The sequence below is a fragment of the Nostoc piscinale CENA21 genome (genome assembly GCF_001298445.1).
In the GTDB taxonomy this organism is placed as follows: domain Bacteria; phylum Cyanobacteriota; class Cyanobacteriia; order Cyanobacteriales; family Nostocaceae; genus Nostoc_B; species Nostoc_B piscinale_A.
Genome location: NZ_CP012036.1, coordinates 6,935,202 through 6,954,048 on the forward strand (window position 1 = coordinate 6,935,202; position 18,847 = coordinate 6,954,048).

Genomic DNA, 18,847 nt, shown 5'->3' on the forward strand with positions numbered 1-18,847 from the left:
CAAGTCAGCTATCCACGAGAAAATGTGCAGCACCTAGGCGGTGATCTGCAAAAGAGACTTTTTAAAAGATATGGCTGAACCATCTGTCAAAAATCTACTTACGCCAGTACCAATCTTTCATCCACTTGTTTTTGTTTGATAGCAAATTGATTAACCGGACGAGGCAACCCCAAGTTTTCCCGCAAGGTACTGCCTTCGTATTCAGTACGGAATAGACCACGTTTCTGAAGAATAGGAACTACTAGATTTACAAAGTCATCTAACCCTGTAGGCAAGATGGGCGGCATGATATTAAAACCATCTGCTGCACCATTGTTGAACCATTCTTCGAGTTGGTCGGCAATACTTTCAGGAGTACCAATTATTGTGCGATGACCTCTTGCAGTAGCTAGAGCCAAATATAACTGGCGCAATGTGAGAGTCCCACGAGTAGCTAAATCTTTTACTAGTTTTAGACGGCTCTTGTTGTTGTTAGTATCATTAGGTAACTCAGGTGCTAGGTCATCTAGAGAATATTGCGACAAATCGACACCTTTGTAATAGTTTCGCAAAATACCCCAAGCTACATCGGGATGAATTAACGATTGGATGAATTCGTATTTTTCTTGAGCTTCTTCTTCAGTCCGACCAATGATCGGAAAAGCCCCAGGCATAATTTTTAGATCGTCTGGAGAACGCCCATATTTTGTGAGTCTACCTTTGAGATCAGCGTAAAATTCTTGGGCATCAGCTAGGGTTTGATTCGCCGTAAAAATCACCTCAGCAGTCTGTGCTGCTAATTCTCGTCCTGCTTCCGAAGCTCCTGCTTGCACAATTACTGGATAGCCTTGGGGCGGACGAGCGACGTTCAAGGGGCCTTTGACAGAAAAATGTTTACCTTTGTGGTTGAGGATATGCAGTTTATTAGGGTCGAAATAAACACCAGATTCTCTATCACGGATAAAGGCATCATCTTCCCAACTATCCCATAAACCTTTCACTACTTCTACAAACTCTTGGGCGCGTTCGTAGCGTTGGCTATGTTCTGGATGATGCTCAAGTCCAAAATTAGCAGCCGCATTTTCATTACCTGTGGTGACTACATTCCACCCTGCCCGGCCTTTACTTAAATAATCTAAAGAGGCAAACTTACGAGCCAATGTGTAGGGTTGTTCGTAGGTAGTTGAGGCAGTAGCAATAAAACCGATGTTTTTGGTAACAGCAGACAAGGCCGAAAAGAGGGTGACAGGCTCAAAATGAACAAGCTTACCATTGCGTTTTTGAGTTTCTGGTGCGCCACCCCAAACCCCTGGACTGTCCGCCAAAAACACTGCATCGAATAAGCCACGTTCGGCAGTCTGGGTAATTTCTTTGTAATGCTCGAAATTTAACCCAGCGTCTATTTGTGCATCTGGATGTCGCCAAGCCGAAACATGATGTCCAGTGGCTTGAATAAATGCACCTAAACGAAACTGGCGTTTTTTGCTCATCTGCTTTTTTCTCTGTTCGATAGCTAAATTAGTTGATGTGGACGCGTATGGCGTTGATTGTTAACACTAACGCCTTGAGTCAAATAAACCATTTTTCCCCTTTGCACCCGTATTTTTAAGTATCCAGAAGGCTTAACTGCTAGTAATGCTTCTTCGGTATTTACTTCACTTGGGCTTACCCGCCATAAACAAGGTTCAAACAGAAGCCTGTGGAGTATAAGTAATAACTTTCAAAGCCTTCTCCATGTGCGGAGAAGTTTAAACAAGGGTGCTTTATATCTGTGGAACTCACTTTATCTGTTGTCTATTAATCTTAAAATACTTTAAATCGATTGATTTACCGTATTTTGTCTATAAGCAAGCTTTTCACACTTACAAGAAAAATGCAAGTAGTGCTTAACACAAGTTTGCTCAAAGTTCTAAAACAATATATAGCAAGGGTATTGTTTTTTTTGGAAAATTATGCAAATATCCTGAATTAATAGCAAACTACTAAAAGTCGATATTCTTAAAGTAGTATGCTAACGATCACTAGTTAGTAGTTTGCCAACCCAACTTGACAGGGTCAAGGATAAAGGGGAAAGGAAAAAATTTTTGTCCCTGCCTCTTTAACCTTCTTCCTTTGCCTAGGTAGTGTTTTCAAACTATTCATGTTGCCTCCTAACTTTTTAGATCCCCCTAAATCCCCCTTCATAAGAGGGACTTTAAGAGTTTCTTAGCCTCCCTTTTGAAGAGGGTTTGGGGATCACAGAGTTTGAAAATAGTCCCTAGCCTTAACTCAGCATAGTTAACTTGCAAGGATATCAAGCTAATTGAGCTTTTCAAATCAATACTTCATGTTCTCTATTGCTTGGTGCGTGATTTTTTAAGACCATAGAGCTTTTGTCAAAGGTTTTTATTAATAACCCTCTGTAAGATAATCTTTCTCCGAAATATATATCTAATTTGGGATATCAAAATCATTTAGGGTGCTGGCAATCAAAGATTTGTTAATTCTCTGTGCATAACTCAATCACCAATGTTGAAAGTTTTGTGGAATTATGGGCTAGTTATCCCAGCCTTTGTTAATGGATTTTTCATCCTGACTTCAGATGCAAGTGCAACTGAAATGCTAAATGTATCTGATCAAAACGAACCTCTAGCACAAGTGACATCTGTTTCTGAGTTATATGATGTTCAGCCTACAGATTGGGCATTTCAAGCTTTACAGTCTTTAGTTGAACGCTACGGTGTAATTGCAGGCTATCCAGATGGCACATTTAAAGGTAATCGTGCCTTAACGCGTTATGAATTTGCGGCTGGTTTAAATGCAGCTTTAAGCCGACTCAACGAACTAATTGCTACAAATACGGCAGATTTGGTACGTCAGGAAGATTTAGCTACTTTGCAAAAGTTGCAAGCAGAATTTGCTTCGGAATTGGTAGCTTTACGAGGTAAGCTAGACGCTTTGGAAGCACGCACTGCCCAGGTAGAAGGCAATCAGTTTTCTACAACTACCAAATTGGTGGGTGATGCAACATTTGTGGTAGCTGATACATTTGGCGATCGCGTTAATAATACTCCAGCTGATGACACTAAAGATAATACCAATGCTGTTTTTGCCTACCGCACTAGACTTTCCTTCCAAACTAGCTTTACTGGCAGAGATCAACTAACAACAATTCTGACACAGAACACTATCCCTAACTTAACCAGCACTACGGGAACCTCAATGACCCGTTTTACTTTTGATGCTGAAGGCAGAGAAGGAATATATCTCAGTCAGTTAGTTTATCGTTTCCCAGTAGGTAAACAGGGAACTATTTGGATAGGCCCTAGGGCTTTGCAACCAGCTATTTTTACACCAACCTTAAATGCCTCAGTGGGTGGACTAAATGGAGCGGCTTCAAGATTTGCCACTTTTAACCCTACTATCTATCGACCAGGTTTTGATGGTGCTGGCGCAGCTTTTGCCTATAAGTTTAACAATCAGTTGCAATTAAACGCAGGTTATATTACCTTTGATCAGCAAGCCAATAGGCCAGACGAAGGTAATGGATTCTTCAATGGCAACAATGCTGCACTAGCTCAATTGACCATATCACCCAATCGTCAGCTAGATATTGGTCTAACCTACGTACATAAATACTTTGGTAACGGATCTTTTAATCTTACTGGTGGGACAGGTAGTACCTTTGCTAGAAATCCTTTTGGGCAAAATGCTACAAAAACTGACAATTTTGGACTTCAATTTAACTGGAGAGCTAGTACGCGCTTTCACTTAGGTGGTTGGTTTGGTTATACCCTGGCTAATCAACTAAGCAATGGAGATAATGATGCAACTATAATCAATGCTGCGCTTACATTTGGCTTTCCAGATTTGTTTAAAGAAGGCAATCTTGGTGGGTTCATTATTGGTGTGCCACCCAAAGTGACTAGCAATGATTATCGTCCAACGCCCACAGCCGCCCGTCGAGAAGATCCAGATACTTCTTTACATTTAGAAGCTTTTTACACATTCCGAGTCAATGACAATATCAGAATTACCCCAAGTTGTTACCTAATTACCAAGCCTGAACATAACGATGCCAACGATCCCATCTGGGTAGGGACTCTCCGCACTACTTTTACTTTCTAACAAACCCGCAATGTCCTCTTCCTTTTCAGTCCTGTTTTGCCTCTGTAATTTACTTGTGGTTGCTTTTTATATAATTTCGTGTAAAATTTTTATTACAAACTACGGTAAATTGGTCGATTTATAGTATTTTGTAGAAACTACTCTAGCAACAAAGCAATGATTTTGGCTAATTCTACGCTATTTACTGCGTCTGCTTGTTTAGAACATACATAACGGCATCAGTAATTAGCTCTGTTAACAAAATAGTCTGCAAGAAAAATTTCGACAAAAATTAAGCATCTTATGACTATTACCTTCAAAAATACTAAAAGCAGGGAAGCTTCACTAGAAGCAATATTTAATAACAAATACGCTGATAAAATCGTTCCCTGGATAGTACCATTTATTGTGTTACTCATCTGGGAAGTTTCTTCCAGAACTGGATTACTGTCCAGCAGAATTCTACCAGCACCAAGTAGCGTAGTTTTTACAGCATTTAGGCTAGCTGCAACTGGAGAACTTTTTCAACACATGGGAATCAGTGCTGCTCGTGCTGTATCTGGTTTTATTGTTGGCGGTGGAATTGGCTTTATTTTGGGCTTACTTACTGGGTTTTCTCGCATTGCAGAACAACTGTTAGATAGTTCCTTACAAATGCTGCGTACTATTCCCAACTTGGCATTAATCCCTCTAGTAATTTTATGGTTTGGTATTGGCGATCAAGCTAGATTATTTCTAGTTTCTATAGGTGTATTTTTCCCAATTTATCTGAATACTTATCATGGAATCCGTAGCGTAGATCCAGGACTTATTGAAATGGGCAGAGTTTATGGTTTAAAAACACCCCAACTTTTATGGGAAATTGTATTTCCAGGAGCTTTGCCTTCGATTTTGATTGGTGTTCGCTTTTCTTTAGGCATTATGTGGCTATCGTTGATTGTAGCCGAACAAATTGCCGCAGATTCTGGCATTGGTTATATGGCGATGAATGCCCGTGAATTTATGCAAACAGATGTTGTTGTGTTAAGTATTGTGATTTATGCACTGCTAGGTAAACTAGCAAATTCTATAGCAAAAGCTCTAGAAACCAAATTCTTATCTTGGAATCCCAATTACAAAGCTGGGTAAAAGCTTTCAAGAAACATTAAATATTTTTCATCTCTACTCCAGACTCCATATTCCCACTCTCAGCCTAAATTACTATCTTTGATAGCAACTCGCTCATCTACTCTACAAAGGAGAAAATTATATGGTTTCCTACATAAAAGGAACACAGCTACAAATTCTAAATTTAACTAAAATTTTTGGTAATAAAACTGTTTTGAAATCATTAAATTTAGAAGTAGCACCAGGAGAGTTTATTGCAATTGTGGGACGCAGTGGTTGTGGTAAAAGTACCTTACTACGGCTTGTATCAGGGTTAGATAAACCCACGACAGGCGGCATATTACTTGATGGAGAACCATTACGCAAACTAAGTCACTCTGTAAGAGTAATGTTTCAAGATTCCCGCTTGTTACCTTGGAAACGAGTGATTGAAAATGTAGGTTTGGGTTTGCAAGAAAATTGGCGTACAAAAGCAGCCTGGGTATTAGAACAAGTCGGACTTAAAGATAGAGCTAGTGAATGGCCTCATGTATTATCTGGAGGACAACGACAACGAGTAGCATTAGCTAGAGCATTAGTCAGTCAACCACATTTATTACTACTTGATGAACCATTAGGAGCATTAGATGCGTTAACTCGCTTAGAAATGCAACATTTAATCGAAGATTTATGGCAACAAAGAGGCTTTACAGCATTTTTAGTCACCCATGATGTAGAGGAAGCTGTGGCTTTAGCAGACAGGGTGATAGTCATTGAAGAAGGACGGGTTGCGTTAGATGTATCTGTAAGATTATCGCGTCCACGAGATAGGGCTAGTGAGGTATTCGTCAATCTCAGAGAGACAGTCTTAGAAAAAGTGATGAATTATGAAAGTAATCATGCAAATCAATTATTGCAAATGAGTCATTAGTAATTTACTTATTCACTCTTTAGAGTTATACAACAGCTTCAATCGCGATCGCTTCAAAGTTCAACGATTGAACAAAAATCATATTTTTGTACCTGATGCTGTAATTTTCTGCTCAATTTACACCTTTGGTTGGCATTGCCCACTTTTACCTCTACTCATTGGAGAAAAAAATGACTTATCAACATTTAGAAATCAAACCAGTTGCTGGACGTATTGGTGCAAAGATTTTAGGAATTGATTTGAGTGCTAATCTCAGTGACGAGATTATCAGCGAGATTCGTCAGGCTCTCATCCAATACAAAGTAATTTTCTTCCGTAATCAAAATCTGGATGCTAATGGACAAGTCGCCTTTGCTCGCCGCTTCGGGGAAATTACTACCGCCCATCCTACAGTCCCATCTCTAGCTGGACATCCAGAAGTTTTGGATTTGAATTATGGAAAAACTGCTAGCCGTGCTAATAATTGGCACACTGATGTGACTTTTGTAGATCGCCCTCCTCTCGGCTCTATCTTACGGGCATTGGTGATTCCTCCTTATGGGGGTGACACTATTTGGGCAAACTCTGTGACTGCATATCAAGATTTACCAGATGATTTGCGTCATCTTGCTAACGAACTCTGGGCTGTCCATAGCAACGCCTATGACTATGCAGAAGCCGCAGTTAATCTTCCTGAAGATGTCAAAGCTTACCGTGCTATTTTTACATCGACTGTGTATGAAACTCTACATCCAGTAGTGCGCGTTCATCCTGAGTCTGGGGAACGAGGACTGTTCATAGGTGGTTTTGTACGCCAGATTCGGGGATTATCACCAACTGAATCTGCTGATATTATCCGACTGTTGCAGTCTTATGTGACACGTCCTGAAAATACAGTGCGTTGGCGTTGGCAAGTTGGTGATGTGGCTTTTTGGGATAACCGCGCTACTCAACATTATGCAGTCGCAGATTATGGCAATCAACCCCGCCATGTCCAACGAGTCACTATTGTAGGAGATACCCCAGTTGGTGTGAATGGTCAGCAGAGTCAGGCTGTTAAAGGAGATTCTTCTGCTTACAACCAACGTGTAGCTGTAGCTGTGTAAGAAAGTTTTTTCTTCTACTTTTCTACCCTTTGACAAGAAAATTCCAAATTATGGCAAAGACTTTTTCTACAATGTTACCTTTAGGTACATTAGCACCTGATTTCAATTTACCAGATGTGGTTTCTGGTAAAACAATTTCTTTGGCTGATTTTGCTAATAAAAAAGCTTTGCTAGTAATATTTTTGAGTCGCCACTGTCCTTATGTGCAGCACATTAAATTTGAACTAGCACAACTGGGTAAAGACTATGCACAAAGCATCCAGAACAATGTGGGAATTGTAGCAATTAGTGCTAATGATGTTAACACTCACCCCGATGATGCACCTCTATCTTTAAAAGCTTTTGTACAAGAGTTAGATTTAACTTATCCTCTGTTGTTTGACGAAAATCAAGCAACTGCTAAAAGTTTTTTTTGCTGCTTGTACTCCTGACTTTTTTCTTGTTTGATGCTACCCAGCGACTTGTGTATCGTGGACAATTAGATGATAGCCGTCCGCAGAATGGCATACCTGTAACTGGAAAAGATTTGCGGGCTGCTATTGATGCAGTATTAGCAGGTCGGGCTGTAACTTGGGAACAAAAACCTAGTATTGGTTGTAATATCAAATGGAAGCCAGGAAATGAACCTGCTTATTACAAAAATCCCGCGATCGCAGTTTGATAAATCCCTGAGAGTTGTTTGTTTATCAAGCATAAAACTGCTTTGATTTCCGCCGTCCTCAACTATGATGAAATATAGGTATTATGGAGGATATTTTACTATTGTCTCTATCTACCTATATTTTTTATTAAGCTAAAAAACATAAAATTAATATTGTATTTTAATAAATTAAAGCAATTTTTAGATAAAATTGGTTTTTGATATGAAGTATTTTGAGAATTTAGAAATTAATAATAAATTATCCCTAAGTATGGAATTGTAAATAATTTAGGAGTAAATTATGACAATAAAATTAAATGGAAAAGTAGCTATTATTACAGGAGCTTCTTCAGGTATTGGTGAAGCTACAGCTATTGCCTTAGCAGCAGAAGGAGCAACAGTAGCGATCGCAGCTAGAAGAAGCGATCGCTTAGAAGCACTAGCAAAACGTATTGCAGCCAGCGGTGGAAAAGCATTACCCATCGTGACCGATATCACTGATGAAACACAAGCTAACAACCTGATACACAAAACAAACGCTCAGTTGGGACAAGTGGATATTCTGGTTAATAATGCAGGTGTGGCATTGACTGGTAATATTGATGGCGGCAACACTTCAGACTGGCGGCGAATGTTTGATATCAATGTCTTTGGTGTACTTTATACTACCCATGCCGTTTTACCAATATTCAAAGCCCAAGGTAGCGGTCATATTGTCAATATCTCATCAGTAGCAGGGCGCATTGCTCGCGCAGGTGTAGGCATATACAACGCCACTAAATGGGGTGTTAATGCTTTCTCAGAATCCTTACGCCAGGAAGTTTTAAAAGATAACATTCGCGTCACTATTATCGAGCCTGGTTTAGTGGAAACAGAAATTAATAATCATGTCACCGATCCTGTAGCTAAGAAAAATGTTGAAGAACGATTAAAAGCCATCACACCCCTACAAAGTGAAGACATTGCGGCTGCTATCACTTATGCTGTGACTCAGCCGCACCATGTTAATGTGAATGAAATTCTCATTCGACCAACTCTGCAAGAACGGTAATGAAAGAAAATAGCATCATCATGCTGATTAAGAAACCCCTACACGTCGTCAAGTGCAAGGGGTTAACTTTGTTTGTGTTGGCTATTTTTGCGCTGCACCAACGGGAATTGGTTCACCAAGAATTTTGGCGAATCTTTGTAAATAGAAATCTACAGGATTTGCTACTGTTTTAATTGAGGAGCGATCGCTTACCAAATTCCACCATGTCTGCAAACGAGATGCTTCTGCTGGTAGTGTAAATTTGCGGAAGTGTTCTAACAGTGGTAAACGTTCAAACCAGGGATAGAAGCTGATATCCACAAGGCTAAACTCATTTCCTAAAAAATAATCACTTTTGCCTAATCCTTCTTGTTCAATATATAGAAGTGCTTCTGTGAACTCTCTTCTTCCCTGTTCTTGTTCTTTAGTATCTTTACCACGGAGAAATTTGTTAAAAGCTGGGACAAACCGAGTATTAGCATAGTCTATCCAGATGCGAGCCTGTGCTTTTTTTTGCCGGATCTCGTGGTAATAAGGGTGGTTCGGGGAAAACTTCATCTAAATATTCATTGATAATCGCAGATTCGTAGACTATAACATCGCTATGTTTGATAGCCGGAACTTTACCATAACGTGAAATCTGCGTATACCCATCTGGTTTATTCTGTAAGTCAATTTCTATCGGCGTAAAGTCAATGTTTTTTTCCAGCAATACTACACGGGTGCGTTGAGAGAAAGTAGATGCTTTAGCAAAGTAAAGTTGTATATCACTCATGAAGTTTTTTTCCTTGTAATTATGGTGAATGCAGACTATTTGAGATTGCACAACTCAAACCAGAGCAGTAAGACAGAAGCGAGAAGTGTTGATTTGTGCATCTAATTAATAGGATGGCAAATATCTACTCTGCTGCTTATTATACTACTTATCATCGACCGAATTATAGTAGTTTATTCATTAGAATTTTTACAAATTAGAGTCACTTCATATCAAAAAAAAGAATTATTTCCGACACATTATGTAATTTAATTTACTATCTGTTTTGTTTTCAAATGAATTAAATTCACCATTTGCGTCAGATGTTGACAGAACAGCAGCGAACCCAAGATGCAAACTATACCGCCTAAAATCAGTGTAATTGGAGCTTGAAAGTAATGTGCCAAAGTTCCTAGCAGCAAATTACCGAAAGGAGCCATACCCATAAAACACATAGCATAGAAGCTCATTACCCTACCTCGTTTGCTATCTTCGACAATCAATTGCAGCACTGTATTACTAGCAGCTACTTGAAGCGTAGAACTCCAGCCAACTAATACCAAAGCTAACTGAGAAACCCAGAAAAATTGAGAAACAGAGAAAAAGATGAAGCCAATTCCCATTATGGCTGGGCAAAAGGCGATTAGACGCTCTAAACCTGCTACATTTTGCCGAAAACTGAGATAAACACAAGCGAAAACTGATCCCATCGCTGCTGCGGCTGAGAGAAAACCCAAGGTTTCCGAGTCTCCGCGCAGAATTTCTACTGCAAAGATGGGTAGGAGTGTCGTGTAAGACATACTTACTAAGCTGGCTACTGCTAGTAACAGCAAAATTGAACGCACAGGCAGGAATTGATAAGCATATTGAAATCCTTCTTTCAACTTCTGCCATGTATTACTACTGTGTATTTCTACTGCTTTATGTGTAATCTGCATTGCAGAGATTGCCCAAATAGCCACCAGATAGCTGAGACTATCGTATAGAAAGCAATATCCTGCACCAAACTGAGCAATAAAAATTCCACCAACAGCAGGGCCAATCAGACGCGCACCATTGAGAAAAGCGGCATTTAGCGCAATGGCATTTCCCATCAGTTCACGACTAACCATATCACTAACAAATGCTTGGCGTACAGGAACATCTAAACCCTTCAGTAAACCCAAAAATGCACTCAGAGTTAACAATGTCCAAAAGTTTGACAAACCCAAAAATGTGATGATTGTTAGAATTGCAGATAAAGTTATACCTACAACTTGAAGTAGCAGCAACAGGTGATGACGGTTGTAGCGATCGGCTAAAATGCCTGAAATTGGGGCTAGTGCAAACACTGGTAATTGACCAAAAAATCCTGCTAACCCCAACAGTAAAGCTGAATCAGTTAATTGATAAATCAGCCAGAGAATTGTTACTTGTGTCATGAAATTACCTGTCATTGACAATGCTTGCCCAGCAAAGTACAGGCGATAATTGGGGGATCTAAAGGCAGGTAAATCAAGATTTAACTTGAATCTAAACTGAGAGAGTAATTTCATTAATTAAGTAAAAAATGTCACACTCTGCGCTGACTTTGCGTACCTCTGCGTTTAAAGCCTTTTTAACGCAAAAGTACGCAGAGGTTTTCTCAAGATAATTAATTACGCTGTTACTAATTCTCGGTTAGCAACTACTGACTCAGGTTTGACCCAAATCTGATCTAAGCCACCACTCAGCAGGCGATATTGTTGGTTGGGGTCTTGTTGTGGATAGTCCATACGCTTGTGCATACCTCTGGTTTCTTGGCGTTGCAAACCACTGTTGTACATCCACCGCGCCGTAGCAACCATCGCAGCAGCTTCGCGCGATCGCAAAATTTGGCTATCATCTGGTGTGTGGCTATGGCGGATTTCTTGCCAGAGGTCATCAAGTCTTTCTAGAGAGGCACTTAACCCTGTAGCACTGCGGAAAAGGTTGCGATCGTAAGGGAAAACTTCAGCTTGAGTTGCGGCGATCGCTTCATCTGGGGAGAATTTATGATGACCATCTCCATGCAATCCCGCTTCCCCTATTCCATGTACACTGCGCTGGCTGGCCTTTCCTCCCAAACTCAGCGCATAGTTAGCAGCAAATTGTCCAGACCAGTACCCTGAAGACATTGCCCAAGCTGCATTATGGCTACCACCACCAGTGAAGCCACCACAGATTAATTCTCTAGTTGCTGCATCTCCCGCCGCATAAAGTCCATTAACGGAGGTAGCACAGGTATAATCTGCAATCCGAATTCCACCAGTACCGCGTACAGTTCCTTCCAAACGTAAGGTTACAGGGAACCTTTGTGTGAAGGGATCAATACCAGCGCGATCGAAGGGTACAAAGAAGTTAGGCTGAGATGACCGCATCCAGGCTTTTGTTTCTTCATCCATGTTTTGGTCAAGACGAGCATACACTGGCTGAGTCAACAAAGTTTTGGCAATCACTGAACGACCGCGCTTTGAACCTGCACCTTCAATGACTGTGCCATCTTCATACGTGAAAGAAGCCCAATCGTAATACCGAGTCTTGGTGACAGAAGAAAACGCTGGAGAGATGGCATAGGCATTAGAAAATTCCATCCCAGAGAAGTCAGCACCCGCTTCAGCTGCCATCAATAGACCATCTCCTGTGAGGACATTGCAACCCAGAGCCTTACTTAAGAAAGCACAGCCACCTGTAGCAATCACAACTGCTCCGGCTCGGACTGTCCAACGTTCCCCTGATTGGCGATTAATTCCCTTAGCGCCAGCTACAGCACCTTCGGCATCCAGCAACAACTCTAAAGCGGGGCTGTGGTCTAAAATTTTTACTCCTGCTTGCTTAATTTTTCGCCGCATGAACCGCATATAATCTGGCCCTTGTAAGGAGCGACGGATAACTTTGCCATCAACATCAACACTGAAAGGATAGCCTTCATCTGCTAGGGAGTTAATGTTGTCGTAGGTGCGATCTAATACCTTAGTCATCCACTGCCGATCTGCCAGAAAACCTCCCATTGCTTCCCGACTGGCCATTGCTGCTTCTCGTTGTTCTGGGTCTGGTGGAACATACCATACGCCATTACCAGAAGCGGCAGCTGCACCACTTGTACCGCAGTAACCTTTGTCTACTAAAACGACTTTTGCACCACTAGTAGCTGCACTCCACGCTGCCCAAGTTCCAGCAGGGCCACCACCAATAATTAAGACATCTGTGGTTAAGTTAACACCAGAAGCATTTTGAAGAGAGTAGGTCATGAAATTTACTCCTTTAAAAGTCAGAAAAGGGGAAGGGCAGAACTTCCCCAAGAGCGAGGCAAAACATGGAAACATTTTTAAGGATTGGGGAATTGCCAATCTTTGATATCAAAATCTGATTTCAACAATTTCTGCTCGGCGAGAAACTGCTTTGTGGAATTTAAGAGTTTTAATCCTTCTGGTGTAAAAGGTTCTGTGGGATAAAGATTGATTGGGTAGGATTCTTTGGCGATCGCTAATGGCACATTTCCACTTGCTTGTGCCGCAAACTGATAAAATTCCTCTGGATTAGCTTTGATTTCCTGCAAAGCTTGTAGTCTCATTTGATTCCACTTTTGCGGTAGTTCTGGGTGACGAGAAAGAAAATTCTCTGTCACAACACTTACCCCTGTCCCTACTAATCCCTGATGATCTTTAGCTTGATCAATCACAGGAAATCCTTGAGAAGCTAATGTCGGCCCAGCCCCCATTGCAAAGGGATAAGCAGCAATATGTCCTCTTTCTAATGCTGCTTTCGCATCAGCAGCAGGGATTTGTACTACCTTTACATCCTTAGCCAGCCCTTCTTTATCTAACAAACCCATCAAATACCGATGCGGATAAGTACCTTTGGCAACTCCGATTTTTGTACCTTTAAGTTGTGCAACTGAGCCTACACCATTTTTACTAGTAATTAGCCAAGCATTCTGACCAACTCTTGTCTGATTAATCAATCGGGTTGGTAAACCTGCGGCTCGACCAACTAAAGCTGGGGTGTCTCCATACAAACCCATATCTAATTGACCGCTAACTAAGGCTTCGTTGAGTGCTGGGCCGCCTACAAAGGGAATAAATTTTACTTCTGTCACGCCCAAGCTTTTGAGCGCCGGAGTTAACTTCCCTTTTTGCAATGCCCAACCCTCTGGGCCAATTGGTAATTTGCTTTCAGAACTAATAAAACCAACTCGCAAAACCTGGGTTTTTGCTGTTGTCGAATTAGCTCCTGTATTAGATGAAGCGACAGCTGAGTTATTAGACTGGCCTTGTTGAGAAGTACAACCAGTAAGAGTAAATAAAAGGGCAACAGTTGTGACGGAAACTAAAAGACGATGAAGAAAACTGCACTCAATTACTTGGGAATTCATAGAGTGGGAATTACGAATTATTTTGCTGCGATCGCCAAGGTAAGATTCTGCCTTGATCATCTGTAGGTAAATTGCTGCTACCTTGCATAACGGGATAGTAGTAAGCCGACTTCTCAGTTTTGGCTGCTGGTGTGCGTCCCTTTCCCCAGCCGACGTTTTTGCGATAACTACCAAGTAAGCCAGATGCTATCAAAGTTTGTTCATCCACTGGAACTGATTCATCTGCGTTGGGATCAACATACAGTGCATCTACGGGACAGTACAGTTCGCACATATAACAAGTTTGACAATCGCTCTGACGAGCAATTTTCGGCGCACGTCCTGGTACTGCGTCGAATACATTGGTAGGGCAGGCTGTGACGCAAAGATTACATTTAATACACCTGGATTCACTGACTAATTCAATCACAGTGCAACTAACTCCCGATTAACGATTTCTTGTTCAGGTTTTGCCCAAACTGTATCTAATCCGCCACTAATTAACCGATATTTTTGGTTAGCATCTTGTTGCGGATAATCTTGATGTTTGTGCATTCCACGAGTTTCTGTTCTAGCTTGTGCTGAAGTATACATCCATCTGGCAGTGGCCACCATTGCTGCCGCTTCTCTGGCTGGTAATGCTTGGCTATCAGAGGGTGCAGCACTATCACGAATTTCTCGCCATAAACTATGCAATCTTTCTAAGGAATCGCTTAAGCCTTGTTCTGTACGGAAGAGGTTGCGGTCATAAGGTAAGACTTCGGCTTGAGTAGCTTGAATAACCTCTTGCGGATTAAAAGTATGACTACTCTCAGAACTAACAGCCGCCTGTCCAATTGAATGCACTCGTCGTTTATTAGCCTTGTCTCCCAATTGACGAGCATGGTTAGCCGCAGCTTGTCCTGACCAATAGCCAGAAGACATTGCCCAAGCAGCATTGTAACTACCGCCACCTGTAAACCCACCACAGATTAATTCTCGTGTGGCAGCATCTCCAGCCGCATAAAGTCCAAGTACTGAAGTTGCACAAGAATTATCAACAATCCGAATTCCGCCAGTACCTCGTACTGTGCCTTCTAAACGCAGAGTTACTGGGAAGCGTTGGGTAAAGGGGTCAATTCCTTTACGGTCAAATGGTAAAAAGAAGTTGTGCTGGATAGTTCGCATCCAAGTGCGGACTTCTTCTGGAGTTTCATGGAGGCTACAATACACAGGCTGGGTGAGCAATGTCTTGGCAATTACTGAACGTCCCCGTTGTGAACCAGCACCTTCAATTACTGTGCCATCTTCGTAAGTAAATGTAGCCCAACGATAAAAAGCTCCTTTTGTGACAGAAGCAAATGCAGGCGTGAGAGCATAGGAATTAGAGAATTCCATCCCAGACATTTCCGCCCCAGCTTCAGCCGCCATTAAATAACCATCGCCAGTCAAGACATTGCAACCGAGGGCTTTACTCAAGAAAGCACAACCACCCGTCGCAATAATTACTGCTCCTGCTCGGACTGTCCAGTGTCCACCTGCTTGACGACGGATTCCTTTTGCCCCAGCTACTGCGCCTGTTTGGTCTACTAGCAATTCTAAAGCGGGGCTATGGTCAAGAATTTGTACTCCAGCTTTCTTGATTTGCTTACGCATCAGACGCATATACTCTGCACCTTGCTGGAGGGAACGATAATAAGGTTGTCCTTGCTGGTCAGGAGGAAAAGGATAACCCCAATCACCTAACTGATGCAGATTTGCATGAGTCCGGTCTAATACTCGCTCCATCCAATCTCGCTCTGATAAAAACCCTCCTAAAGCTTCTCGACTTGCCATAGCGGTTTCACGTTGCTCAGGGTTTGCTACATACCACACACTGGTTCCACCAGAGGCAGTTGCACCACTAGAGCCACAATAGCCTTTGTCTACTAAAATCACCCTGGCTCCACTAGCAGCAGCACTGTAAGCTGCCCAAGTACCAGCCGGGCCGCCGCCAATTACTAAAACGTCAGCCTCTAAATCTAGATTGGAGTCAGTAGTAAATGATGGCTCAGACGCTAATTGATTTGCGCTCACTAGCTCTCACTCCTTAATTCATAGACAGTCATATTTTTAAAATCACAGGCATAACTAGCTAAATTCATCTGTGCATAACTTAGAGAAGGACTGGAAGACTTATTTGTAAGGTAATACAGATGATTGCCGATAAAATACTAATCATCGACCGATTTAACGGTGATTAATTGAGCAGTATTGCATAGCATTAGATAAAATTCAAGTTATTTGCAATTAAAATATATGTAAATCTAAATTTATTATACACGAATAGTTAGAATAACTAAATATAAGACTACTTCGGTTTATACTGAACTAAATAGGACTGACGCACGGGTAAGGAAGAACGAACCGCATAGACGCGTCAGCGGCTACTCTTCCGAGTTCTCCGAAGGAGTACTTGCAGGGTAGGACACAAAGTACACGAAGACGTAAGAGTTTGAGAGAGTTTTTGCGTAAGTCCTATTCTCATTAAAATGCTTAGTGACTTTTTTGAAAAAGACATCTTGCTTTTTTCAGATGTTTGTGGGAAATTCTATTTTATCATTAAGTACAGTAAATCTATCTACTTACAGTGCATTGGCTATTGATGATAAACAGCTTGGCTGTCAATCGTGAACTGCATAAGTCAGTATCTATAGATAGTTGAAAAGCTCTAGGAAAAGCTTCCTTAGAGGCTGTTGATTATTGATTCTAGACTGCAAAGTTTTAGTTTAAGAGTCTGGGATTTCTAAGAATAAATTATCCCCAATTGTGGGGTGAGCATCTTGCCCATCCTTGAGATAGGGTTTGGTTAACGTGCTTATTTGTAGCTGTCTTCTACTAACAATACTTAATGTTGAAACTACCCTGGCTTGGTGTTGCTTTGCGTCTTTGCTAAGAGATTAGTTTGACAGAGCTTAATTTTTGATAGTGCAATCTCAAAATTGTAGACTTTAACAACGAAAATTCATCATTATGCAACCCGATAACAATTCTCATCAACCTCCTCAAGACAATACACAATTGCAAACTGAAACGACAAGTCCTCACTCTCGTAATAGTAGAAAAGGACTTGGTAGATTTTTTTTTACGAGACGGTGTAAATAGACGTTCATTTCTCAGACACGCTAGTTTTTTTTACTGCTACTAGCGTTATTGCAGGAATGATTGGTTCGCCTTTCGGTTCTTCAAAGAAAGGAGATATTGTACAAGCTAAGGAAATTGCTTCGGGTAGAAATGGTTTTAAAGATTTTGAGTATATCAAGTTTCGCCAACGAGCCTTTCAAGTGCGTATTCAAGCAGCGCAAAATAATCAGCAGATTGAGATCCCACCGCATCCTACGAACGGTGATGAGGAACGCTATCCTAACAAAATTGCTACTGATACTAGAGGATTGCCACACAATCAAAGAGGTGAAGTTGATTTAAAAGCTTACGAATCTTTGGCTAAGGCTTTAAAAACACAGAACCCAGATGACTACGAAAGGATTATCTTAGGTGGTGCAAGAAAATTAGTTAACCCTCAAGGGCCTTTGGCCGTTAGCCTAGAAGGAATCAACGCTTCCCAGATATCAGTTCCGCCACCACCAACTTTAGATAGTGCAGAACAAGCAGTAGAGGCAGTAGAACTTTACTGGCAAGCTTTATTAAGAGATGTACCTTTTCATAGGTTTGATAGAGATGAAAATGTCTTAGCGGCGATCGCTGAACTGAATAGTCTTTCCTCATTCCGAGGGCCAAAACAGAACGGTATTGTTACTCCTCAAACCTTATTTCGTGGCAATGTTATTTATGTTGATAAACGCGATCGCTCTGGTAGAACAGCAAAATACGTTACTCCTCCAGGAGTGACAGATGGCCCTTATATTTCTCAATTCCTGTTGCGGGAAATTCCTTACAACACTCAGGTTATTTCACCACTGATTCGTACTGCCCTTGCTGGTAGGGAAAATGACTTCCTAACTAATTATAATGAATGGCTAACTGTTCAGAATGGCGGTAATTCTGGCAAGTCCATTAAGTATGATCCGACACGTCGTTTTGTATTCACTGTTCGCGATCTAGGTGAATTAGCACATATCGGTGGGGCTTTGTTCTTCGGAGCTTTCTTAATTCTTAGTGGTAGTAACGCGCCTTTGAATCCTGGTAATCCCTATATCAACTCCAAAACTCAACAAGGTTCTGCGGCTACATTTGCACCAGCACATTTTCAAGCCTTACTCAACTTGGCTCCCTCGCGGGCAATCAGAGCTTCATATTGGCAAAAGTATTATGTCCATCGACGTTTACGGCCAGAAGCTTATGGTGGACTGATTTACAACAACATTGTCAATAGAACTAACTACCCAATTAATTCTGAGGTCTTAAAGTCCACAGCTTTAGCTCGAACGTTTAGCACATTTGGCACTTATCTATTACCCCATGCTTACCCAGAAGGCGCACCATTCCATCCTTCCTACACTGGTGGTGCTGCCTCTATTGCTGGTGTGCAAGCTACATTGTTGAAAGCCTTTTTTGACGAGAACTTTATCCTTCCCAATCCTGTAGAACCCGATCCCAGCGACCCAACCAAACTAATTCCCTATAGTGGGACACCTTTGACAGTCGGTGGAGAGTTGAATAAATTAGCCACAAACTATTACATTGGTCGTGGTCACGGTGGTATCCATTGGCGTTCGGATGGTGCAGCTGGCTTGGCTTTGGGTGAAGAAATTGCAATCAGTATACTCAGAGATGAAAGACTAGGATACAACGAGAAATTTAACGGTTTTACTTTCACCAAATTTGACGGTACGAAAGTTACAGTCTAAATCGATTGGGCATAGAGAAAGCAGTTGCTTTACTTGAGAACTCATAAGTGGAGTAACTGCTTTCATAGGGCAATTTTAT

At 41.3% G+C, this 18,847-nt stretch carries 12 protein-coding genes and 2 pseudogenes; 7 read left to right on the forward strand and 7 right to left on the reverse strand.

Translation table 11 applies throughout. From position 1 onward, the window contains the following. Nucleotides 1-98: 98 nt before the first annotated feature. On the reverse strand, nt 99-1,469 hold the full coding sequence (locus ACX27_RS29825; RefSeq protein ID WP_062297865.1) for an LLM class flavin-dependent oxidoreductase: 1,371 nt from the start codon (nt 1,467-1,469) through the stop codon (nt 99-101). 1,018 nt (nt 1,470-2,487) lie between these two features. Here ACX27_RS29825 and ACX27_RS29830 point away from each other — a divergent pair. The 6 genes and pseudogenes from ACX27_RS29830 (at nt 2,488) to ACX27_RS29855 (ending at nt 8,858) form a co-directional block, all read left to right on the forward strand. Continuing rightward, on the forward strand, nt 2,488-4,086 hold the full coding sequence (locus ACX27_RS29830; protein WP_062297866.1) for an iron uptake porin: 1,599 nt from the start codon (nt 2,488-2,490) through the stop codon (nt 4,084-4,086). Between the two features lie 282 nt (nt 4,087-4,368). Further along, nucleotides 4,369-5,193: an aliphatic sulfonate ABC transporter permease SsuC gene (gene ssuC, locus ACX27_RS29835; protein ID WP_062297868.1), complete on the forward strand. Its 825-nt coding sequence runs from the start codon at nt 4,369-4,371 to the stop codon at nt 5,191-5,193. Between the two features lie 121 nt (nt 5,194-5,314). Then, a complete protein-coding gene (locus ACX27_RS29840) occupies nt 5,315-6,082 on the forward strand; it encodes an ATP-binding cassette domain-containing protein (protein ID WP_062297870.1) in 768 nt (255 codons plus the stop codon). A 170-nt stretch (nt 6,083-6,252) separates the two neighbouring features. Next, nucleotides 6,253-7,167 (forward strand): TauD/TfdA dioxygenase family protein, encoded by a 915-nt coding sequence (locus ACX27_RS29845; protein WP_062297872.1) that lies wholly within the window; start codon nt 6,253-6,255, stop codon nt 7,165-7,167. A gap of 50 nt (nt 7,168-7,217) precedes the next feature. Beyond that, nucleotides 7,218-7,828 (forward strand): annotated as a pseudogene (locus ACX27_RS29850) (thioredoxin family protein). Between the two features lie 280 nt (nt 7,829-8,108). Next, nucleotides 8,109-8,858 (forward strand): SDR family oxidoreductase, encoded by a 750-nt coding sequence (locus ACX27_RS29855; protein ID WP_062297873.1) that lies wholly within the window; start codon nt 8,109-8,111, stop codon nt 8,856-8,858. An 81-nt stretch (nt 8,859-8,939) separates the two neighbouring features. Here ACX27_RS29855 and ACX27_RS29860 read toward each other — a convergent pair. The 6 genes and pseudogenes from ACX27_RS29860 to ACX27_RS29885 form a co-directional block, all read right to left on the reverse strand. Continuing rightward, nucleotides 8,940-9,612, reverse strand: a pseudogene (locus tag ACX27_RS29860) (glutathione S-transferase family protein). 248 nt (nt 9,613-9,860) lie between these two features. After that, the gene (locus ACX27_RS29865; RefSeq protein ID WP_062297875.1) at nt 9,861-11,126 is read right to left on the reverse strand and encodes an MFS transporter; all 1,266 of its coding nucleotides are present in this window, start codon (nt 11,124-11,126) and stop codon (nt 9,861-9,863) included. A 102-nt stretch (nt 11,127-11,228) separates the two neighbouring features. Next, nucleotides 11,229-12,839 (reverse strand): FAD-dependent oxidoreductase, encoded by a 1,611-nt coding sequence (locus tag ACX27_RS29870; RefSeq protein WP_062297877.1) that lies wholly within the window; start codon nt 12,837-12,839, stop codon nt 11,229-11,231. A gap of 77 nt (nt 12,840-12,916) precedes the next feature. Beyond that, entirely contained in the window at nt 12,917-14,023 is a 1,107-nt protein-coding gene (locus ACX27_RS29875; protein ID WP_235526426.1) for an ABC transporter substrate-binding protein, read from the reverse strand. After that, nucleotides 13,974-14,372, reverse strand: a complete 399-nt coding sequence (locus tag ACX27_RS29880) for a 4Fe-4S dicluster domain-containing protein (protein ID WP_062297880.1) — start codon at nt 14,370-14,372, stop codon at nt 13,974-13,976. The genes ACX27_RS29875 and ACX27_RS29880 overlap by 50 nt, the downstream gene beginning before the upstream one ends. Further along, entirely contained in the window at nt 14,369-15,997 is a 1,629-nt protein-coding gene (locus ACX27_RS29885) for an FAD-dependent oxidoreductase (RefSeq protein WP_062297882.1), read from the reverse strand. Before ACX27_RS29885 ends, ACX27_RS29880 begins: the two co-directional genes overlap by 4 nt. 1,124 nt (nt 15,998-17,121) lie before the next feature. Here ACX27_RS29885 and ACX27_RS29890 point away from each other — a divergent pair. Beyond that, the gene (locus tag ACX27_RS29890; RefSeq protein ID WP_235526427.1) at nt 17,122-18,768 is read left to right on the forward strand and encodes a vanadium-dependent haloperoxidase; all 1,647 of its coding nucleotides are present in this window, start codon (nt 17,122-17,124) and stop codon (nt 18,766-18,768) included. The last annotated feature ends 79 nt before the right edge of the window (nt 18,769-18,847 follow it).